This window comes from Bradyrhizobium sp. USDA 4461 (assembly GCF_054055655.1).
Window position 1 is genome coordinate 1,200,001 of the sequence record NZ_JBSRXM010000001.1, and the last position, 21,234, is coordinate 1,221,234.

A 21,234-nucleotide genomic window follows, 5' to 3' on the forward strand; every position below is an offset into this window, starting at 1 on the left:
TCGGCTTAAGCTTGCTCGTTAAATTAAGTCGCTGGCCCATAATACAAAAGGTACGACGTCACCCAGAACGTATCTTGGGCTCCGTCTGTTTGTAGGTGTCCGGTTTCAGGTCTATTTCACTCCCCTCGTCGGGGTGCTTTTCACCTTTCCCTCACGGTACTGGTTCGCTATCGGTCGCTGAGGAGTACTTAGGCTTGGAGGGTGGTCCCCCCGTGTTCAGACAGGATTACACGTGTCCCGCCTTACTCGTGGATACATCATCGCATTACTCGTACGGGGCTATCACCCTCTGAGGCCCAGCTTTCCTGACTGGTTCCGATTGTCTTTGATGTATCACTGGCCTGGTCCGCGTTCGCTCGCCACTACTAACGGAGTCTCGATTGATGTCCTTTCCTCCAGGTACTTAGATGTTTCAGTTCCCTGGGTTTGCTTAAAACCTCCTATTTTATTCGGAAGTCTCATACCTTCTCTTGATAACCGGAAATCCAAAACCTCGCGGTCTGATTTCTTCCATTTCTGGTCGAACCCCAAAACACAAGGTCTTGGAGTTCCGGCTATCGAAGGTGGGTTTCCCCATTCGGAAATCCGTGGATCAAAGCTTCTTCGCAGCTCCCCACGGCTTATCGCAGCGTAGCACGTCCTTCATCGCCTCTCAGCGCCAAGGCATCCACCGAACACCCTTAAGGCACTTGATTGCTCTCATTATCAATGTCCACACACTCGGCAGAATGTTGTCTGCACGATTGCCGGTTAAGGCGCGCACCCTCGATGAGTGCTATCGCGCAGCCGGACATTGACTAGAAAGACCAGCTTGCTTCGTAAGATCGGCCCGATAGCGAGGCGGTCAAGCTTCGCTACAAAGATCGTTTTACAACTCGCTCACCCGCTCATCTTGCGATGAGCCGCGATGCGCGAGCGCCGAAAACGATCTGGAGATTAGGAATGGTACCCGCGAATTGCTTCGCCGGATCCAAACTCGGATCGATCTCCTCTTTACGATGTCAGAAAACACGCACGTCACCGTCCATCCGGACCAATGAGTGCGAAGTGATGTTTCGCGGACGATATGAACGAGGCATTATCGAGCTTCAATTCCATCTGGTGGAGCCAGACGGGATCGAACCGACGACCTCATGCTTGCAAAGCACGCGCTCTCCCAGCTGAGCTATGGCCCCGTACCAGAAGACGAAGCGCATTGTTGATACCGCTCGCCTTCGCCAAGGCTACGGCGCAGCAGCCTTCATCCTGAAAGGCTTGCCTAGCCGAAGCAGCGAAGCGCGAAGGCTGGTGGGCCTGGGAAGACTTGAACTTCCGACCTCACGCTTATCAAGCGCGCGCTCTAACCAACTGAGCTACAAGCCCCTAACACGAGAGACATGCCGGCGCGCACCCGACGTGACGTCGATGCATCGCACAGCGCTCAGCCCCTGGCGCGTGTTCGTCCGCGAAGAAAGAGAAACGAAGACGGCGAAATCCCGCCAATGGAGCTCAACAATCCTGAAACTGTTGGCCCCTGAATGTTTCTAAAACGATCCGATAGTGAGCGTGAGCTCGCTGAAGGATCATCCTTAGAAAGGAGGTGATCCAGCCGCAGGTTCCCCTACGGCTACCTTGTTACGACTTCACCCCAGTCGCTGACCCTACCGTGGCCGGCTGCCCCCTTTCGGTTAGCGCACCGTCTTCAGGTAAAACCAACTCCCATGGTGTGACGGGCGGTGTGTACAAGGCCCGGGAACGTATTCACCGTGGCGTGCTGATCCACGATTACTAGCGATTCCAACTTCATGGGCTCGAGTTGCAGAGCCCAATCCGAACTGAGACGGCTTTTTGAGATTTGCGAAGGGTCGCCCCTTAGCATCCCATTGTCACCGCCATTGTAGCACGTGTGTAGCCCAGCCCGTAAGGGCCATGAGGACTTGACGTCATCCCCACCTTCCTCGCGGCTTATCACCGGCAGTCTCCTTAGAGTGCTCAACTAAATGGTAGCAACTAAGGACGGGGGTTGCGCTCGTTGCGGGACTTAACCCAACATCTCACGACACGAGCTGACGACAGCCATGCAGCACCTGTCTCCGGTCCAGCCGAACTGAAGAACTCCGTCTCTGGAGTCCGCGACCGGGATGTCAAGGGCTGGTAAGGTTCTGCGCGTTGCGTCGAATTAAACCACATGCTCCACCGCTTGTGCGGGCCCCCGTCAATTCCTTTGAGTTTTAATCTTGCGACCGTACTCCCCAGGCGGAATGCTTAAAGCGTTAGCTGCGCCACTAGTGAGTAAACCCACTAACGGCTGGCATTCATCGTTTACGGCGTGGACTACCAGGGTATCTAATCCTGTTTGCTCCCCACGCTTTCGTGCCTCAGCGTCAGTATCGGGCCAGTGAGCCGCCTTCGCCACTGGTGTTCTTGCGAATATCTACGAATTTCACCTCTACACTCGCAGTTCCACTCACCTCTCCCGAACTCAAGATCTTCAGTATCAAAGGCAGTTCTGGAGTTGAGCTCCAGGATTTCACCCCTGACTTAAAGACCCGCCTACGCACCCTTTACGCCCAGTGATTCCGAGCAACGCTAGCCCCCTTCGTATTACCGCGGCTGCTGGCACGAAGTTAGCCGGGGCTTATTCTTGCGGTACCGTCATTATCTTCCCGCACAAAAGAGCTTTACAACCCTAGGGCCTTCATCACTCACGCGGCATGGCTGGATCAGGCTTGCGCCCATTGTCCAATATTCCCCACTGCTGCCTCCCGTAGGAGTTTGGGCCGTGTCTCAGTCCCAATGTGGCTGATCATCCTCTCAGACCAGCTACTGATCGTCGCCTTGGTGAGCCATTACCTCACCAACTAGCTAATCAGACGCGGGCCGATCTTTCGGCGATAAATCTTTCCCCGTAAGGGCTTATCCGGTATTAGCTGAAGTTTCCCTCAGTTGTTCCGAACCAAAAGGTACGTTCCCACGCGTTACTCACCCGTCTGCCGCTGACATATTGCTATGCCCGCTCGACTTGCATGTGTTAAGCCTGCCGCCAGCGTTCGCTCTGAGCCAGGATCAAACTCTCAAGTTGGACTTGAAACCTTTGAACCGGCTGATCACAACGTTTGACGAGGTCCCACCATTCTTCGTCGACCGAAGTCAACGAGCCGCCCGCGATTCACATCGTTGGCAGCGATGGTGTAACCTTTAAACGTGTACCGCCGAAGTCTTTCGTCCACTCTCAGAAGTCAAAAGCCGAAGCTTTCGAGTATCCCGAGAGACGCAAGGACTCCGCCGTCCACGTTTCTCTTTCTTCATCTTCACTTGTCAAACAGCCCGGGATCAGATGACCCCACACCCTTAGAGGGTGGTTCTACCCTTCACCGGCAGACAGTGAACCTCAACCGATTGTTGTCGGCTGTTGTGTCACTCATCTAAGTGAGGAGCATCAGAGGCGCGTTCGCTCGCCTTGGTCAGTGACCCGGCGGCGCCGCGCTCAGTGGTTGGTTTATAGTCCCCACCCCTCCGGATTGTCAACGCCCATTGTCAACAAATCGTCGCACGCCCAAATCCGTTGTGCAGCGCGAAGAAATTCTCGTGCTTTCCGTGGCTTAGGTCGGCGGTAAAAATTCGCCACCGAACCCGCTTGGTAAAAAACTTCAAAAAAAGTTTGTCCCCGGGGAGCCCGTCAGGCCCGTCGGAACGGGTTCCAAGCCGCTCCAGGTGGGGCTGTGGCACCGGCCCGTCTCAGGAAACTTTTCCACCTTAAATGCCGCACTTGAGCCACAATCCTGCGACGTTCTGGCTATAAGAGATGCACTGAGCCGCTCGTAACCTGTGGGGGCACGGGGGGTTTTTCTGGGGACCAGGCGATTTCTTCGAGAACCAGTCGCCTCTTTCCTACGCGGCCGAGCAATATCGAGAGATCTGCACACCATTGATGTTCGAGCGTGCGGCCGGCGAATGGCCTTCGTCTCTTCGACATCGATGCGTGTGGCTCGCCACGCTGCCGGGATTCCTCCTCGGAGGATCAAGGTGGAGATGAGGACGAGCAGAGGACGATCGCAGTTGCTGGAATTTGGGGGGATGCAGGGTTGAGCCAACGGGCGTCACGCGGAAGCGGCATTGGGCGCGAGACCGGGATGATCGATCTCGGTCACGAACCGCCGCTTTCGGTCGACGGCACCGAGGCCGCGGTGATCGATCGCCGCCGTGTCTCCGTACAATGGTTCAGCGGCACCATTCTCACCGGACTCTGTGGCGCGGCCCTGATCGGCGGCGCCGTTTTTGCGTCGCTCGACGGCGAGATGACCTTCGCCAAGGTGCCGGAGCGCGTCGAAGGCGCGCTGCGCGGCGCCTTCACCGGCACCGATCGCGTCGTCAGCCTGCACAAGGGTGACCGCCTGCCGCCGCCGAGCGAATCCTCCGCCTCGCGCAGCCTGGTGCGCGTCTCGACCGTGACCCGTGTCGGCAATCGCGACGTGATGCGGGTGCGGCCCTTCATCCGGATTTCCGGCAATCTCTCGATGACCACGAGCGATCTGTCGTCCAAGATACCGCCGTTCAATGCACAGCGACTGTTGACCGATGTCGGCTCCGACACGCCGACGGCGGCCGAGGATCCGAATGCGGCCGATGCCGCCGAGCCGGACGCCGAGGTCTCTTTCGTCACCAGGGATCTCGGATCGGTGCTGCCGAAGGCCAAGCTCGCCGCCGGCGTCGGGCTCGACGACATCCTGATGCGGGTGCGCGACGCCGCCAATTGGCGCGGCTCCGGCAGTTCAGTGCGCTACGCCTCGCTGGCCAACGCCACGGCCGACGCAAGCGGCGCCGGGCCCGACATGCGGATGGCTTACGCCGCCGAGGGCAACACCTCCGATCCCTATGCCGGCTTCGAGACCCGCGTGGTGCCGGAAAATGTCACCCTGCTGCCGAAGACCAAGGAGCAGGTCACCGGCGGCAATCCGGTCGGTGAACGGGTCCATGTCGTCAAGAAGGGCGACAGCATCACCTCGATCCTGCGCGATCAGGGCGCGACATCAGACGAGGCGAAGGCGATTGCCGCAACGCTCGGCCCGCGCGGCCGCGACGGCGGCCTGAAGGAAGGCCAGAAGGTGCGGATCCTGATGGCGCCGGCAGCTCCCGGACCGAATGTCAGGCTGCAGCCCTATCGCGTCGTCGTCGCCAACGATTCCGTGGTCGAAGCCGTCGCCGCACTGTCCGATCTCGGCAAATACGTCGCCGTCGACGTGCAGAGCATGAACACCACGACCGACACCGCCGACAATTCCAGCGACGATGACGAGGATGATGGCAGCGGCGTGCGGCTCTATCAGAGCATTTACGAGACCGCGCTGCGCAACAAGGTGCCGCCGAGCGTCATCGAGGACATGGTCAAGATCTACTCCTACGACGTCGACTTCCAGCGCAAGGTGCAGCCCGGAGATTCCTTCGACGTGTTCTTTGCCGGCGAGGACGAAGGCGTCACCAGCACTGAAAAGACCGAAGTGCTCTACGCCGCGCTGACGGTTGGCGGCGAAACCAAGAAATACTACCGCTTCCAGAGCTCGGACGACGGCCTCGTCGACTACTATGACGAGACCGGCAAGAGCGCGAAGAAGTTCCTGGTGCGCAAGCCGGTCAACAACGCGATCATGCGTTCGGGCTTCGGCGGCCGCCGCCACCCGATCCTCGGCTATGTGAAGATGCACACCGGCGTCGACTGGGCCACCGCCTACGGCACGCCGATCTTCGCCTCCGGCAACGGCGTGCTCGAGAAAGTCGGATACGAGGGCGGTTACGGCAAATATATCCGCATGAAGCATGCCAATGGCTACGAGACGGCCTACGGCCACATGTCGGCCTTCGCCAAGGGCATGGAGATCGGCAAGAAGGTGCGGCAGGGCCAGGTGATCGGCTTCGTCGGCTCGACCGGCCAGTCGACCGGACCGCACGTCCATTACGAAATCCTGGTCAACGGCCGCTTCGTCGACCCGATGCGCGTGAAACTGCCGCGCGGCCGTTCGCTCGAAGGCCCGATGCTGGCGAGCTTCGAACAGGCCCGCGACAAGATCGAAGCCCAGATGTCCAGCCGCGGCAGCTCGCGCATCGTCTCGGATGCCACGAGCTCGACGTCGCAGACCCGCTCCACCACCAACCGCTGACGGCGGAACCTGCTTCGGGCCGTTCCGGACGGAACGATCCGCCGCCGATTCGGCTTGTCCCGGCCAAGGCCCCCTTCAAAATCCCCCTTGCAGAGGAGGAGGAGCGCATGGCCAGCCTCACCCGTGATGACGTGCTGAAAGCCGTCGGCAACGCCGACGACGTCACGATCGCGAGAATCATCGCGTCCGGAGCGACCCCCGCCGAGCTTGCCGAGGCAAAGGCCTGGCTCGCCAATGACGAACCGCTGATCAATGAGGGCAGGCCGCTGGCCACGGGCCGCGCGCGCGAGCTGGTCGATATCCTCTCCGAGCTGGAGCCCGTCGAGGATGACGACCCCTCACCGCCGATCGTCCCGCAGGAGTGACGGTGCTTTACGGTGCAAGGCTCGCGCAGATCAGGAAGACGATTCCGATCGCGGTCAGCCCGAACGCGACGGCCGCGAGCGGCAGCAGCATGTTGATCGTGGCATGGGTGCTGTTGATCGTGCTGCCCCAGACCGCGAATTCGCCCCTCCGGCCGAAATCCGGCCCCAAGAATCAGGCTGCCCGACAGGAACCCCGTCGCGGCGGCTGTCGAATGCCCGCGGATGCGGCCCGTCGCCAGGCCGCATCCAGTTTCGTGACTGAAATGCTCAGTTCAGCTTGCGCTTCGAGACCGGGGCGTCGAACTGCACGATCTCTGCGGTTTTGGAGACCTGACCGTTGAAGGTCAGCACGTGGCCCTTCACCGAGATCAGCACGCGATCGCCGTCCTTGACCTCGCCGGCGAGGATCATCTCGGCCAGCGGATCCTGCACGTTGCGCTGGATCACCCGCTTCAACGGACGGGCGCCGTAAGCCGGATCCCAGCCCTTCTCCGCGAGCCAGTCCCGCGCCTTGGCGTCGAGCGTCAGCTCGATCTTGCGATCCTCGAGCAGCTTGGTGAGCCGCGCGAACTGGATCTCGACGATGCGGCCCATCTCGGTGCGCTGCAGCCGGTGGAACAGGATGATCTCGTCGATGCGGTTCAGGAATTCCGGCCTGAAATGCGCCCGCACGACGCCCATCACCTGATCGCGGACCTCAGCAGTGTCCTCGCCTTCCGGTTGATTCACCAGGAATTCCGAACCGAGGTTCGAGGTCATGATGATCAGCGTGTTGCGGAAATCGACGGTGCGGCCCTGACCATCGGTCAGGCGGCCGTCATCGAGCACCTGCAACAGCACGTTGAAGACGTCGGGATGCGCCTTCTCGATCTCGTCGAACAGCACGACCTGGTAGGGCCGGCGCCGCACGGCTTCGGTCAATGCACCACCCTCGTCGTAGCCGACATAGCCGGGAGGCGCGCCGATCAGCCGCGAGACCGAGTGCTTCTCCATGAACTCCGACATGTCGAGGCGGACCATCGCGGTCTCGTCGTTGAACAAGTCAGCGGCGAGCGCCTTGGTCAGCTCGGTCTTGCCGACGCCGGTCGGCCCCAGGAACATGAACGAGCCGGTCGGCCGGTTCGGATCCTGCAGGCCGGCGCGGGCACGGCGCACCGCGGTTGCTACCGCGCGCACGGCTTCGGCCTGGCCGACGACGCGCTTGGCGAGCGCATCCTCCATTTTCAGGAGCTTGTCCTTTTCGCCCTCGAGCATCTTGTCGACCGGCACGCCGGTCCAGCGCGAGACGACCTGCGCGATGTGGTTGGCGGTGACCGCCTCCTCCATCATCTCGCCGCCGCTCGGCTTGCTGCTTTCGGCTGCCTCGATATCGGCGAGCTTCCGTTCCAGCTCGGGGATCCGGCCATAGGCCAGCTCGCCCGCCTTCTGGAATTCGCCGCGCCGCTGCGCATTGGCCAATTCGACGCGGAGCGCATCGAGTTCGCTCTTCAGCTTCTGGGCGTTGGAGAGCTTGTTCTTCTCCGCGCTCCAGCGCGCCGTCAAAGCGGTCGACCGCTCCTCGAGGCCGGCGAGCTCCTTCTCCAGCGTCTGCAAGCGGCTCTTCGAGCCGGCATCGCTCTCCTTCTTCAGCGCCTCCTGCTCGATCTTCAGCCGGATGATGTCGCGATCCAGCGAATCGAGCTCCTCAGGCTTGGAATCGACCTGCATCTTCAGCCGCGCCGCCGCCTCATCCATCAGGTCGATGGCCTTGTCGGGCAGGAAGCGGTCGGTGATGTAGCGGTTCGACAGCGTGGTCGCGGCCACCAGCGCCGAGTCGGTGATGCGCACGCCGTGATGCTGCTCGTACTTGTCCTTCAGGCCGCGCAGGATCGAGATGGTGTCCTCGACCGTCGGCTCGCTGACATAGATCGGCTGGAACCGGCGGGCCAGCGCGGCATCCTTCTCGACATGCTTGCGGTACTCGTCGAGCGTGGTCGCACCGATACAGTGCAGCTCACCGCGCGCGAGCGCCGGCTTCAACAGGTTGGACGCATCCATCGCGCCGTCGGTCTTGCCGGCACCGATCAGCGTGTGCATCTCGTCGATGAACAGGATGATGCCGCCCTCGGCGGTCGAGACCTCCTGCAGCACGGATTTCAGCCGCTCCTCGAACTCGCCGCGATATTTCGCGCCGGCGATCAAAGCGCCCATGTCGAGCGACAGCAGCTTCTTGTCCTTCAGGCTCTCCGGCACGTCGCCGTTGAGGATGCGCAGCGCCAGGCCCTCGACGATCGCGGTCTTGCCGACGCCGGGCTCGCCGATCAGGACGGGATTGTTCTTGGTCCGCCGCGACAGCACCTGGATGGTGCGGCGGATCTCCTCGTCGCGGCCGATCACGGGATCGAGCTTGCCGTCGCGCGCAGCCTGGGTGAGGTCGCGGGCATATTTCTTCAGCGCGTCATACGCATTCTCGGCGGTCGCGCTATCGGCGGTGCGGCCCTTGCGCAGCGCTTCGATCGCCGCGTTCAGGTTCTGCGCCGTGACGCCACCCTTGCTCAGGATATTCGCAGCCTCGCTGCCCTTCTCGAGCGTGAGCCCGAGCAGCAGCCGCTCGACCGTGACAAAGCTGTCGCCGGCCTTGTCGGCGGCCTTTTCCGCCGCATCGAAGGCGCGCGCCAGCTCCGGCGACAGGTAGATCTGTCCGGCACCGTTGCCCGAGACCTTCGGCAGCTTGTTCAGTGCCTCTTCAGTCGATTTCAGGATCGCCCTGGAATTGCCGCCAGCACGGTCGATCAGACCGCCGGCGAGCCCCTCATTGTCGTCCAGCAGCACCTTCAACAGATGCAGCGGTGAGAACTGCTGGTGACCGTCGCGCATTGCGAGCGATTGGGCAGACTGGATGAATCCGCGCGCGCGCTCGGTGTACTTCTCAATGTTCATTCGTTTTCCCTCGGCCTGCCGTCACCACCCATTGAGGCATGGTTCCGGCATCTTCATTGGGTTTCCGCGGGCCGCGTTGACGTTCCTCAACCAGCCTCTGGTCGTCGCCATCATTTTTCAGGCTTGCCGCAGATGTGGGCACTTGGTTCCAAAACGGAAGAGCCACAGTCTGCGATTTCGCCTGCTCGATCTCAGCGCCGCACGATGGCGACAAGGTAGCGGCAAGGCTGAGCAGTTTCGTTACGGAAGACGATGTCCGACGGCGGCCCGAGCTCGACGCGGTCACCCGCCGCGAGCTCATGGCGCTCCGCCCCCTCCATCAAGGTGAGGCGGCCGCTGATCACCCAAACCACCTGGCGGACCAGGTGATAGGCGCTGGCGGGGAAGCCGGCTTCCTGCTGGGCGGGCAGCTCGATCTCAACCAGCTCCAGCGGGTTGGCCGGATGCAGGAACACCTGCCGCCGCAGATAAGCCGCCTTGGGATCGCGCCACACCGGCTGATCCTTCGCCCGCTGCAAACGGGAACCGGCTGAGGCAATCTCGAACAGCGCGGCCATGGTCAGGCCATAGGCCGTGGCGATCCGCGATAGCGTCGCCGCCGTCGGGCTGGCCTCCGCACGCTCGATCTTGCTCAGCATGGCCTTGGACACACCGGCCCGCCCGGCGAGTTCCGCCAGCGACCAGCCGCGCCCCTCCCGTTCGGCACGAACCCGCCGCCCGAGAGCCTCATCGGCCTTGTCCTCTATAATTGACATACCGTCTTATATAGTAGACGATGGGGTCCATTCAAGCGGCTTGTCGAGGAAGACCAATGATTATCCGCCCCGCCACGGAGCAGGACATCCCTGCGATCACCGCGATCTTCAATGAGGCGGTCGTCAACTCGAACGCGATCTGGACGGAGAAGCAGGATTCCGAGGCCGAGCGGCTGGCCTGGATGAAGGCCCGGCTGGCGCTGGGCTACCCGGTGCTGGTCGCGGCCGAGGGGCCTGTGGTGCTTGGGTATGGCGCGTTCGGCGACTTCCGGACCTTCCCGGGATACCGCTACAGCGTGGAGCACAGCGTCTATATCCATGCCGACCATCGCGGCCGCGGGCTCGGCCGCCTCATCGTCGACGAGCTGATCGCCGCAGCCACCGCGCTCGGCAAGCATGTCATGATCGCCGGCATCGACGGCGGCAATCCCGCCTCGCTCAGGCTGCACGCGCAGCTGGGCTTCGTCGAGGTCGCAAGGATGCCGGAGGTCGGACGCAAGTTCGGCCGCTGGCTCGAACTCGTGTTCATGCAGCGCGTGCTGGACATGCCAGGCGCGGCGCGGCCCGACTAGCTGCCTCACCGCTCCCGGCAGTTCTCCCCGCCCGCCAAACAGGCTAGAGCGGACGGATGGACACGACGCTCACCTCCTCCGCCCGGATCACCGGCATCTACCGCTACCCCGTGAAGGGTCTGACGCCCGAGGCCCTGCCCCGTGCAGAGCTCAGGGTCGGCGAGACGCTGCGCTCGGATCGCCGCTACGCGATCGAGAACGGCCCGAGCGGGTTCGATCCGTCGGCGCCGACATGGCTGGCGAAGCCGCATTTCCTGATGCTGCAACGGGACGAGTGGCTGGCGCCGCTGCGCGCCCATTTCGACGATGACAGCCACGTGCTGACGCTGCGCCGGGACGGCGCGATGCTGGCCCAGGGCGACCTCGAGACGGAAGCCGGCCGTGCGGCGATCGAGCGCTATTTCGCCGACGGTCATGCCGGCCAGATCAAGGGACCGCCGAAGGTGCTGGTCAGCCCGGGCCACAGCTTCTCCGACGTGCCGCGCAAGGTGGTCTCGATCATCAACCTGGCGAGCCTGCGGGCGATCGAAGAGATGGTGCACGCGCCGGTGCATCCGCTGCGCTTCCGCGCCAATCTCTATGTCGAGGGCTGGCCGGCCTGGCATGAGGCGAGCCTGCTCGACCAGACCATTGCGATCGGCAGTGCACGGGCAAAAGTTGTGAAGCGGATCACACGCTGTGCCGCGGTCAATGTCGATCCCGATACCGGCGCGCGCGATCTCTCGGTCCCGAACACGCTGATGCAGCGCTTCGGCAACAATGAATGCGGCATCTACGCCGAGATCATCAGCGACGGCGGCGCGGCGGTCGGCGACACCATTGCTGCGGAACCGCAGTAGGTCACGGTCCGCTCCGTATTCCTTGAACACGCATAGACGCGCATCCATTGCAATGTTCGGTTGCGTGAAATAGACTTCACCCGACATTTTGAATTGCAGCAAAATTTGTCGAAATTGATTGCACGGGGTTGCCATGAGCATGATCATGGTTTCGTACCGGCGGGTCGATCAGGACACAGCGGGCCGCATCGCAGACCATCTGATCGAGAAGTACGGCGAGAAGTCCGTCTTCTTCGACGTCAACAGCATTCGCACCGGCGCCAACTTCGTCGACCGGATCGCCAAGGCGATCATTGCCTGCGACATCGTCATCGCCGTGATCGGCCCGCTCTGGACCGGCAAGAGCGATGACGGGAAGCCTACGCGCCTGGAGGATCCCAATGATTCCGTGCGCTTCGAGATCGAGACGGCGCTGAAGCACAACAAGACGCTGCTGCCGCTGCTGGTGAACGGCGCAACGATGCCGGAGGCAGCCGAACTGCCGGAATCGCTTCGCTTTCTGCACTTCTGCAACGCGGCCCGGGTCGACTCCGGTCAGGATTTCCGCATGCACATGACCCGCCTGATCGACACGATCAACGAGGTCCTGAGCGAGGCCGGACAATCGCCACTGCGCGAGGTTTCGCCGATCAGGCGCTACTGGACGTACGGCGCAGGCGTCGCCGCCGCGGCGTTGGCGCTGGCGATCTGGACCGTCGGGCCCGCGTTCGAGCATACGGTGGTGACGTCGGGCGGACAGGACGATCAGGCCACCGTGGGGCGCACGACGCCGCCCGCCGTGCCGGCCTCGGTCACGCAGCGCGCCAAGGCGCATGACGGCTTCCTCTTCCCTGATTCCGATCGGCGATTTCTCACCGACGCCGATCTCAAGGACATGTCGGCGATCGAGCTGCGCGTCGCGCGGAACGAGATCTTCGCGCGGCATGGCCGGTTCTTCAAGGATCAGGTGCTTGCGAACTACTTCTCGCAATTCGCCTGGTATCAACCCGCCGCGGTCGAAGTCCCCTTGAGCAACCTCGAGGCCACCAACGTCGACACGATCGAGGCCAAGGAGCACGAGAAGTGAAGCCGGCCGGCAGCGCCGGCTGACCTCGTGCCGCGAATAGCCACCTCTCCCACATCCCCCGGGGAGAGCTAGATGATCCTGCCTCAGTTCGTCGGCATCACATAGGCGTAGATCCGGCCGCGCGAGACCGGCAGCTCGCGGACGCGATGGCTGGTGTTGCCCGAGATCATGATCGGATTGCCCTTGGCGTCGACCCCGGTGATGATGCCGACATGGCCGCCGCCGCGGCGGCCCATCACGGCGATGGCGCCGACCTGCGGTCCGGAGACGCGCGTACCGTATTTGGCGAACGAGCTCGCCATGTCGGAGCCGGTGCCGCGGTGACCGGTCTGCTGCAGCACCATGTTCATGAAGCGCGCGCACCACAGGCTGGAGCGGCCGGTCGGGTTGCCGCCGCCGAGATAGCGGCGCGCCGCGGCGACGATGCCGGACGAGCCGAAGCCGCCCGCCATGCTCACGCCGCCGGTGTTGGGCACGGCTTCGGCGTTGCCCGGCAACACCGCCGCATTGGCCTCGGCGAAATCATCCGGCTGCATCTGCCGTTCGCGGCGCTCGGCGCGCGACAGCCGCACGCCGTGCCGATAGTGCTGATGACCAGCGTAGCGCGCGTGATGGCCGGCATGGGCCGAATGCGCGTGACGCGAATGATGCGGACGGGCGGATGCCGGAGCGGCGAAGATCACGGCAAGAGTGAGCGAACACAGAGCCAGCGCCAAAACACGAAGCGACCGGCGATACGCAAGCAACTGAACCATACTTCTCGAGATCCTCTGCAACGCCCCCCAACTCCCCGTCGCGTTCCCCTTGCAGTTCCCCTGGAAAACGCGGCGATGGTTTTGAAAATCCGGATGTGGCGAGAGGAAGATTTGATGCGGCGCTGCGGAAACGATTTCTGGGTCATTCCGGGCAAATTCCATGACGAAAATAGTCGGAACTGCCGCATTGCAGCCGCGGAAATTAATTGCAAATCTGGGGCCGGCCAACGAGAGGAGAATTCCAATGCCCTACGCCACCACGAAAGATCATGTCCGCCTCTATTTCGAGGACGCAGGACACGGCTCCCCGATCATCTTCCTGCACGAGTTCGCAACCGATCACACCAATTGGGAGCCGCAGATGCGCTACTTCTCGCGCGGCCACCGCTGCATCGCGTATTCCGCGCGCGGCTACACGCCGTCCGACGTGCCGGCGAGTGCCGAGGTCTACACCTACAAGCACTTCTACACCGACGCGCTTGCGGTGCTTGATCATCTCGGCATCGCAAGTGCGCACTTCATCGGCCTGTCGATGGGCTCCTATTCGTCGCTGCAAGTCGCCCTCAACGCGCCGGAGCGCGCGCTGTCGATGACGCTCGCCGCGGTCGGCTCCGGCTCGCCGCTCGAGACCCTCGATGCCTTCCGCGCGCAGTGCCGCGCCAATGCCGAGCAATATGAGGCGATCGGCTCGGCCGAGGTCGCCAAGGTGACGCGCGAGGCGCCGAGCCGGATCCCGTTCCTGGTGAAGGACCCGCGCGGCCATGCCGACTTCTACGCCGCGCTCGCCCGCCACGACGCCAAGGGCTCGGCCAATACGATGCGCAGCTTTCAGGGCGCGAGGCCCTCGATCTACACCATGACCGACGCCATCAGGCGCGCGGCGACGCCGGCGTTGATCCTGTGCGGCGACGAGGACGACAATTGCATCGCGCCGAGCCTGTTCCTGAAGCGGCATCTGCCGGCCGCCGGGCTGTCGTTGTTCCCGAAGTCGGGCCATGTGCTCAATCTCGAGGAGCCGGCGCTGTTCAACGAGATGGTGGAGCGCTTCATCGCGCTGGTCGAGGCCGGCCGCTGGCCGGTGCGCGATCCGAGGTCGCTGGTGGCGGCGCCGGTTTGAGCCGTCATTCCGGTTCACGCGAAGCGTGAACCCGGAGTCCATTAGGCCGCAGACTCCATGGATGAATGGATTCCGGGTTCGATGCTGCGCATCGCCCCGGAATGACGAAAGTGACGCAGGCGTCATTTCCCCTGCCCGCCCCTGCTGAGCAGGAACACGCCCTGCTCGCCGAACATGTTCCACACCCACCACGGCAGGTTGAGCGGCACCGGGCGGCCGTAGAGATCGAGCGCCACCGCGCGCTCCATCTTGACGTTGATCTCTTCGCAGAGCTGCACGAAATCCTTGATGGTGCAAAAATGGATGTTTGACGTGTCGTACCAGCTTGCCGGCAGATTCTCGGTGCGCGGCATGTGGCCGCCGATCAGCAGTTGCAGCCGCATCTTCCAGAACCCGAAATTCGGGAACGAGACGATGGCGCGCTGGCCGATCCGAAGCAGGTTCTCCAGCACCGCCTTGGGCTGCCGCGTCGCCTGCAAGGTCTGCGACAGGATCACGTAGTCGAACGCATCGTCGGGGTAGTTGACGAGGTCGGTGTCGGCGTCGCCCTGCACCACTGCGAGCCCCTTGGCGACGCAGCCATTGACGCCCTCGCGCGACAGCTCGATGCCGCGACCGTCGATGCCGCGGCTTTCCAGCAGCTGCAACAGCTCGCCATCGCCGCAGCCGACGTCGAGCACCCGCGAGCCCGGCCGCACCATCTCGGCGACCAGAAGATGATCCCTGCGATAGCCGCCGGTGCGCTCCGGCGCGACGCCCGGCAAGGGCAGTGTCTGCTGCATGCTCATGACTGGCCGCCGTCCTTCAATCCGCGCGCCTTGCCTGCGGACAGCAGGAAGGCGCGGGAGATGTCGAGGAATTCGGGCACGTCGAGCAGGAAGGCGTCGTGCCCCTTGTCGGTCTCGATCTCGGCGAACGACACCCGCGCGCTCGACGCATTCAGCGCATGCACCAGCGCGCGCGACTCCGAGGTCGGGAACAGCCAGTCGCTGGTGAACGACACCACGCAGAACCGGGTCTTGATGCCGGCGAACGCCTTCGCCAGCACGCCGTTATGGTCGGCGGCGATGTCGAAATAGTCCATCGCGCGGGTCAGATAGAGATAGGAGTTGGCGTCGAAGCGCTCGACAAAGGACGAGCCCTGGTAGCGCAGATAGCTCTCGACCTGGAAATCCGCATCGAACGAGAAGGTCGGCAGCTCGCGGTCCTGCATCCGCCGCCCGAACTTGCGGTGCAGCGCGGCATCCGACAGATAGGTGATGTGCGCGGCCATCCGCGCCACCGCGAGCCCGCGATGCGGATGGGTGTCCTCGTCGACATAGCGGCCGCCGCGCCAGTCCGGATCGGCCATCACGGCCTGGCGGCCGAGCTCGTGGAACGCGATGTTCTGCGCCGAATGCCGCGTCGAGCAGGCGATCGCCAGCGTCGCGAACACGCGCTCCGGATAGGCCGCCGTCCATTGCAGCACCTGCATGCCGCCCATCGAGCCGCCGACCACGCAGAACAGCGTCGCGATGCCGAGGCGATCGATCAGCATCGCCTGCGCGCGCACCATGTCGGGGATCGTGATGATCGGGAAATCCAGCCCCCACACCTTGCCGGTCGCCGGGTTCAGCGAGGCAGGGCCGGTCGAGCCCATGCAGCCGCCGATCACGTTGGAGCAGATGATGAAGTACTTGTCGGGATCGATCGGCCTGCCGGTACCGACCATGGTTTCCCACCAGCCGGGCTTGCCGGTGACCGGATGGGTGTTGTTGACGTGCTGATCGCCGGTCAGTGCGTGGCAGACCAGGATCGCGTTGGTCCTGTCGGCATTGAGCTCGCCGTAGGTCTGATAGGCGATCTGGAACGGCGCAAGATCGACGCCGCAATCGAGCCTCAGCGGCTGGTCCATGCCGAACTTTGCCACCAATGACGACGGATGATCGGCCTCATGGGCGCGATCATCGCTCTGGGTTTGCGGGCTCGGTATCGGACGCACGTTGCTCATCTCAGCGACCCTGCCTCCCGCGCGGGAGGGCTCGAACAGAAATCAGGCCAATAAAAAACCCGGCCTGAACATAGGTTCGGCCGGGAGCTGATCTGTCCCCGGCCTGTTTAGCGAGTTGTTTAACGTGGCTGCAAGCCGGCCGGCTCAAATGACCACGGAGTGCAGCGAACCTAGTCCTCAGGCCCCCCGCCGTCAAGGCGGCCGGCGAGCGTCCCCCCATCGGGCGCCGATGGTTAACCGAATGCGCAAGGCACGCCTGCGACGTTTCTCTTTGCTTTCGGCGGCCGTCTTTCCTAATCAGGGGCCCTGTCCGAGGCGGCAACGGGCCGCCCTGACGACAAGGTTTGAGAGCATGTCCAACCCACCCCCGTCGCCGCCCTCGCTGCAGGAGCTGCGCAAGGAGATCGACGCGATCGACGCGCAGGTCCACCGCCTGCTGATGGCGCGCGGCGACATCATCGACCGCCTGATCCAGGTCAAGAAGACCCAGGAGGTCGGCTCGGCGTTCCGCCCGGCGCGCGAGGCCAGCATGATGCGCGAACTGGTGCAGCGCCATCGCGGCATCCTGCCCCTCGACACCATCGAGGGCATCTGGCGCGTCATCATCTCGACCTTCACCTATGTGCAAGCACCGTTCGCGGTGCATGCCGACGTGTCGGTGGGCGAGTCCGCGATGCGCGACTCGGCGCGGTTTCACTTCGGCTTCGTGGTGCCCTACGTCTCGCATTTCAGCGCGCAGGCCGCGGTCGAGGCGGTGGCGAAATCGAAGGGCGACCTCGCGCTGGTCTCCGCGATCGCAAGCCGCACGCCGTGGTGGAATGCGCTGGAGGCCGAGGGCGCGCCGAAGATCATCGCGCGGCTGCCGTTCCTGGAGCGCGCCGACCATCCCGCCGCGCTGCCGGTATTCCTGGTCTCCCGCGTCGCCGACGATGCGATGGTGACGGAGGTCCAGATGTGGAGCGTGCGGGTATCCGGCTGGAATGCCGATACCGCCCGCGCGCTCGCCCCGCTCGCCGAGATCGTCGCAGTGCCCGACACCGCTTTTGACGGCGCGGCGCTGCTGGTCTCGGTCGCCGGCCATGATTTCGAGAAGATCAAGCTCGCTTTGATCGAGGCCGGCGCCTCGGTGCGCTCCTCGGCCCTCGTCGGCAGCCACGCAACGCGCTATACGGTGCCCTCCAACGGGTCGCCAAAGAGCTAGCCGCCCGTATAGATTTTTGTTTTGACGCGTTTTCTTGACGCGAACCGGTATCCACTTCGCTGGAAAACGCTCTGTTCGGAGTTGATGATGTCCCGCCCCGTGCCGAACCCCGGCATCCTCGATATTGCGCCCTATACGCCCGGCAAGAGCCCGGTGCCGGAACCGGGCCGCAAGGTGTTCAAGCTGTCCGCTAACGAGACCCCGTTCGGGCCGTCGCCGAAGGCGATCGCGGCCTACAAGGCGGCGGCTGACCATCTCGAGGATTATCCGGAGGGCACCTCGCGGGTGCTGCGCGAGGCGATCGGCCGCGCCTATGGGCTCGATCCCGACCGCATCATCTGCGGCGCCGGCTCCGACGAGATCCTCAATCTGCTGGCGCACACCTATCTGGCGCCCGGCGACGAGGCGATCTCGACCACCCATGGCTTCCTGGTCTACCCGATCGCCACCATGGCGAACGGCGCCAAGAACGTAATCGCGGCCGAGAGCAACTTCACCGCCGATGTCGACGCCATCCTCAAGGTGGTGACGCCGCGCACGAAGCTGGTCTGGCTCGCCAACCCGAACAACCCGACCGGCACCTATATCCCGTTCGACGAGGTCAAGCGGCTGCGCGCCGCGCTGCCCTCGCATGTGCTGCTGGTGCTCGACGCGGCTTATGCCGACTATGTCTCGCGCAACGACTACGAGCTTGGCATCGAGCTGGTCGCGACCACCGACAACACCGTGGTGACGCACACCTTCTCGAAGATCCACGGCCTTGCCGCGCTGCGGGTCGGCTGGATGTTCGGGCCGGCGCATATCGTCGATGCCTGCAACCGGATCCGCGGCCCGTTCAATGTCACCACGCCTGCGATGCTGGCGGCGGTGGCGGCGATCGAGGATAGCGCGCATGTGCAGATGTCGCGGACCCACACCGAACAATGGCGCAACTGGCTGACCGAGGAGATCGGCAAGCTCGGACTGAAGGTGACGCCGAGCGTCGCCAATTTCGTGCTGATCCACTTCCCGACCGACCAGGGCAAGACCGCGGCCGAAGCCGACGCCTATCTCACGCGGCGCGGCCTCGTGCTGCGCGCGCTCAACAATTACAAGCTGCCGCATGCGCTGCGCATGACCATTGGCACCGAGGAAGCCAACCGCCTCGTGGTCGAGGGGCTGCGCGACTTCCTGGCTGGAAAGTGACATCGTGACCACCGCTCCGCTCTTCAACCGCATCGCGCTGATCGGCTTCGGCCTGATCGGCGGCTCGATCGCGCGCGGCGCCCGCGCGCAGGGCCTGGTCGGCGAGATCGTCACCACCGCGCGCTCGGAGAAGACGCGTGCGCGCGTCGCCGAGCTCGGGATCGTCGATCGCGTCGTCGCGACCAATATCGAGGCGGTGAAGGACGCCGATCTCGTCATCCTCTGCATCCCGGTCGGCGCCTGCGGCGCGGTAGCGGCCGAGATCGCGGCGCACCTGAAGCCGGGCGCCATCATCTCCGACGTCGGCTCGGTGAAGGGCGCCGTGGTCAAGGACATGGCGCCGCATCTACCTGACACCGTGCACTTCGTGCCGGCGCATCCGGTGGCCGGCACCGAGCATTCGGGTCCGGATTCCGGCTTCGCCGAGCTCTTCATCAACCGCTGGTGCATCCTGACGCCGCCCAACGGCACCGATCCCGCCGCGACCGACCGGCTGCGCGCGTTCTGGGCCGGGCTCGGCGCCAAGGTCGAGATCATGACGCCGGATCATCATGATCTCGTGCTCGCGATCACCAGCCATCTGCCGCATCTGATCGCCTACACCATCGTCGGCACCGCCGACGAGCTGGCGCAGGTGACGGAATCCGAGGTCATCAAATTCTCCGCCGGCGGCTTCCGCGACTTCACCCGCATCGCGGCGTCCGATCCCACGATGTGGCGCGACGTGTTCCTCGCCAACAAGGACGCCGTGCTCGAGATGCTCGGCACCTTCACCGAGGACCTGTCGAAGCTGACCCGCGCGATCCGCCGCGGCGACGGCGACGCGCTGTTCGACCACTTCACCCGCACCCGCGCCATCCGCCGCGGCATCGTCGAGACCGGCCAGGATTCCGCCGCGCCCGACTTCGGCCGCCCGCATGCGAATTTGAAGAAGTAGGATCGAGCGCGCAGCTTTCTCCTGTGTCGTCCTGGCGAAAGCCGTAACCAAACAACGCGATGTCATCACCCGCGAAATGTTTAGACCGGAGACATGGCTGACGCCTGTTCCGACACATCACTGACAGGTCTGCCATTGGTCAAGTCGATTGATGCGACCTGCCAGCTGGCGAAGAAGATTCCGTAGTTGCCGTCGCGGTTGAGCGGTCTGATCGCAAGAGGCTCGCCGCAGAAGGCTTGCGGGACTTTCCACATCTGCCCCCGGAAGGCGACGTAGCTCCGTGTCGAGGAGACGATGCGAACGATCTCTCCGGTATCGTATTCGACCTTCGGAACACGGTTCGGCATGGCGCGAGAACTCGGCCGGTAGCGGTCGGCTGGGACAGCCATGCCGAGCGCCTCGTGAGGCCGCTCCAAATTGTAGAGTGTGCGCCAGCTATCCAGGGCACGCTGGACTTCCGGCAAAGTGCGGAACGAGCGCAGGGCAAACACTTCCGCTTTCAAACTGCGATGGAAGCGCTCGTTCTTGCCGCGGCCCTGCGGGTGACACGGCCTGGCATGCACCACATGGATGCCGAGCTTGAGCAGCCAGACCTTCAGCGCGGTCCAGCGAGCGCCGGACGTATCGCCCCAGGGCGAGCCGTTGTCGATGTAAAAGGCGTCCGGTAGGCCATAGCGGCGAAAGGTATCGGTCAGATGCTTCTGCACGTTGGGGCGCTGCTCATTGGCACATGCCTTCAGGCACAGAGCATAGCGCGAGTGATCGTCCACCATGGTCAGCGGATGGCACCGCGTCCCGTTGCCGAGAGGCATGTGGCCCTTGAAGTCCATCTGCCACAGCTGATTGGGAGCCTCCTTCTCAAAGCGATGGCCTGGCGGACCGGGCGGTGCCTTCTCACTCGGCTTGATCCGCTCATGTCGGCACAGGATCCGATGCACCGTGGAGGCCACTGGCACAGCTTGCCCGTCCCGCTTCAGGCAATGGGCGATCTTGCGCGCTCCCCAGGCCGGATGCTTGTCGCGGACCGCCACCACCTGCGCCTCCAGCGCGATCGCACTGCGCTTGGGCATCGTCTTCGGTCGACGGGACTGATTGGCCAGTTCCCGATCGCCGGCATGCCACCGCCTCAGCCACTTGTAGCCGACATCAGGACTGATCCCAAAGCGCCGGCACAGCTCTCGCCGGTTCGCGCCTTCCTGCAGAGCAAGCCGCACAAACTCTCGTCGCTGATCCATCACTGACACCTCGCTCCACGGCATGGACGGCTCCCGAATCGACCAATCCAGCCAATTTTGACGTGTCAGCTATGTCTCCGAACACCTGTCAGTGATCTGTCCGGTCTAAACAGAAAGCGGGTGATCCAGTATTCCAGAGACGGTTGTGCTTGAGCCGAGAGGCC

General features: G+C 63.5%; 16 protein-coding genes, 2 tRNA genes, 2 rRNA genes and 1 riboswitch (1 of these 21 only partly in view). Of the genes, 9 read left to right on the forward strand and 11 right to left on the reverse strand.

Annotation, left to right across the window (positions count from 1 at the left end; all coding sequences use genetic code 11):
• The 4 genes from ACVINW_RS05710 to ACVINW_RS05725 form a co-directional block, all read right to left on the reverse strand.
• A 23S ribosomal RNA gene (locus ACVINW_RS05710) occupies positions 1-695 on the reverse strand; it reaches 2,145 nt to the left of the window's first position.
• Positions 696-1,099: 404 nt separating this feature from the next.
• Positions 1,100-1,175: transfer RNA gene (locus ACVINW_RS05715), tRNA-Ala, on the reverse strand.
• Positions 1,176-1,285: 110 nt separating this feature from the next.
• A tRNA-Ile gene (locus ACVINW_RS05720) sits at positions 1,286-1,362 on the reverse strand.
• A gap of 210 nt (positions 1,363-1,572) precedes the next feature.
• A 16S ribosomal RNA gene (locus ACVINW_RS05725) occupies positions 1,573-3,061 on the reverse strand.
• Together the 16S and 23S rRNA genes with 2 tRNA genes alongside form the textbook arrangement of a ribosomal RNA operon.
• A gap of 1,051 nt (positions 3,062-4,112) precedes the next feature.
• Here ACVINW_RS05725 and ACVINW_RS05730 point away from each other — a divergent pair.
• On the forward strand, positions 4,113-6,134 hold the full coding sequence (locus ACVINW_RS05730; RefSeq protein WP_456750394.1) for a M23 family metallopeptidase: 2,022 nt from the start codon (positions 4,113-4,115) through the stop codon (positions 6,132-6,134).
• Positions 6,135-6,241: 107 nt separating this feature from the next.
• Entirely contained in the window at positions 6,242-6,499 is a 258-nt protein-coding gene (locus ACVINW_RS05735) for a hypothetical protein (RefSeq protein ID WP_456750395.1), read from the forward strand.
• A 7-nt stretch (positions 6,500-6,506) separates the two neighbouring features.
• On the opposite strand, the gene ACVINW_RS05740 is transcribed toward ACVINW_RS05735, so the two are convergent.
• The 3 genes from ACVINW_RS05740 to ACVINW_RS05750 form a co-directional block, all read right to left on the reverse strand.
• Positions 6,507-6,668: a hypothetical protein gene (locus ACVINW_RS05740; RefSeq protein WP_456750396.1), complete on the reverse strand. Its 162-nt coding sequence runs from the start codon at positions 6,666-6,668 to the stop codon at positions 6,507-6,509.
• A 98-nt stretch (positions 6,669-6,766) separates the two neighbouring features.
• On the reverse strand, positions 6,767-9,418 hold the full coding sequence (clpB, locus tag ACVINW_RS05745) for an ATP-dependent chaperone ClpB (RefSeq protein WP_456750397.1): 2,652 nt from the start codon (positions 9,416-9,418) through the stop codon (positions 6,767-6,769).
• Between the two features lie 191 nt (positions 9,419-9,609).
• On the reverse strand, positions 9,610-10,173 hold the full coding sequence (locus ACVINW_RS05750; RefSeq protein ID WP_456750398.1) for a helix-turn-helix domain-containing protein: 564 nt from the start codon (positions 10,171-10,173) through the stop codon (positions 9,610-9,612).
• Positions 10,174-10,229: 56 nt separating this feature from the next.
• Between ACVINW_RS05750 and ACVINW_RS05755 the strand changes: the two genes are divergently transcribed.
• From ACVINW_RS05755 to ACVINW_RS05765, 3 genes are all read left to right on the forward strand, one after another.
• Entirely contained in the window at positions 10,230-10,745 is a 516-nt protein-coding gene (locus tag ACVINW_RS05755; protein WP_456750399.1) for an N-acetyltransferase family protein, read from the forward strand.
• 56 nt (positions 10,746-10,801) lie between these two features.
• Positions 10,802-11,584: an MOSC domain-containing protein gene (locus ACVINW_RS05760; protein WP_456750400.1), complete on the forward strand. Its 783-nt coding sequence runs from the start codon at positions 10,802-10,804 to the stop codon at positions 11,582-11,584.
• Between the two features lie 145 nt (positions 11,585-11,729).
• Positions 11,730-12,650 carry a YARHG domain-containing protein gene (locus tag ACVINW_RS05765; RefSeq protein ID WP_456750401.1) on the forward strand — a complete coding sequence of 307 codons (921 nt, stop codon included), beginning with the start codon at positions 11,730-11,732 and terminating at the stop codon, positions 12,648-12,650.
• A gap of 83 nt (positions 12,651-12,733) precedes the next feature.
• Here ACVINW_RS05765 and ACVINW_RS05770 read toward each other — a convergent pair whose 3' ends face one another.
• Complete coding sequence (locus tag ACVINW_RS05770; RefSeq protein ID WP_456750402.1) at positions 12,734-13,405, reverse strand: TIGR02594 family protein; 672 nt, start codon at positions 13,403-13,405, stop codon at positions 12,734-12,736.
• A 244-nt stretch (positions 13,406-13,649) separates the two neighbouring features.
• Between ACVINW_RS05770 and ACVINW_RS05775 the strand changes: the two genes are divergently transcribed.
• Positions 13,650-14,522 carry an alpha/beta fold hydrolase gene (locus tag ACVINW_RS05775; protein ID WP_456750403.1) on the forward strand — a complete coding sequence of 291 codons (873 nt, stop codon included), beginning with the start codon at positions 13,650-13,652 and terminating at the stop codon, positions 14,520-14,522.
• A gap of 122 nt (positions 14,523-14,644) precedes the next feature.
• On the opposite strand, the gene metW is transcribed toward ACVINW_RS05775, so the two are convergent.
• Entirely contained in the window at positions 14,645-15,310 is a 666-nt protein-coding gene (gene metW / locus ACVINW_RS05780; protein WP_456750404.1) for a methionine biosynthesis protein MetW, read from the reverse strand.
• Positions 15,307-16,512 (reverse strand): homoserine O-acetyltransferase MetX, encoded by a 1,206-nt coding sequence (gene metX, locus ACVINW_RS05785; protein WP_456750405.1) that lies wholly within the window; start codon positions 16,510-16,512, stop codon positions 15,307-15,309. Before metX ends, metW begins: the two co-directional genes overlap by 4 nt.
• Positions 16,513-16,598: 86 nt before the next feature.
• Positions 16,599-16,678: riboswitch (SAM riboswitch) on the reverse strand.
• A gap of 186 nt (positions 16,679-16,864) precedes the next feature.
• Between metX and ACVINW_RS05790 the strand changes: the two genes are divergently transcribed.
• The 3 genes from ACVINW_RS05790 (at position 16,865) to ACVINW_RS05800 (ending at position 19,835) form a co-directional block, all read left to right on the forward strand.
• On the forward strand, positions 16,865-17,713 hold the full coding sequence (locus ACVINW_RS05790) for a chorismate mutase (protein WP_456750406.1): 849 nt from the start codon (positions 16,865-16,867) through the stop codon (positions 17,711-17,713).
• A gap of 87 nt (positions 17,714-17,800) precedes the next feature.
• The gene (gene hisC, locus ACVINW_RS05795; protein WP_456750407.1) at positions 17,801-18,898 is read left to right on the forward strand and encodes a histidinol-phosphate transaminase; all 1,098 of its coding nucleotides are present in this window, start codon (positions 17,801-17,803) and stop codon (positions 18,896-18,898) included.
• Positions 18,899-18,902: 4 nt separating this feature from the next.
• On the forward strand, positions 18,903-19,835 hold the full coding sequence (locus ACVINW_RS05800; protein WP_456750408.1) for a prephenate/arogenate dehydrogenase family protein: 933 nt from the start codon (positions 18,903-18,905) through the stop codon (positions 19,833-19,835).
• 80 nt (positions 19,836-19,915) lie between these two features.
• Here the strand turns inward: ACVINW_RS05800 and ACVINW_RS05805 are convergent, their stop codons facing one another.
• On the reverse strand, positions 19,916-21,094 hold the full coding sequence (locus ACVINW_RS05805) for an IS481 family transposase (RefSeq protein WP_456749619.1): 1,179 nt from the start codon (positions 21,092-21,094) through the stop codon (positions 19,916-19,918).
• Between the last annotated feature and the right edge of the window lie 140 nt (positions 21,095-21,234).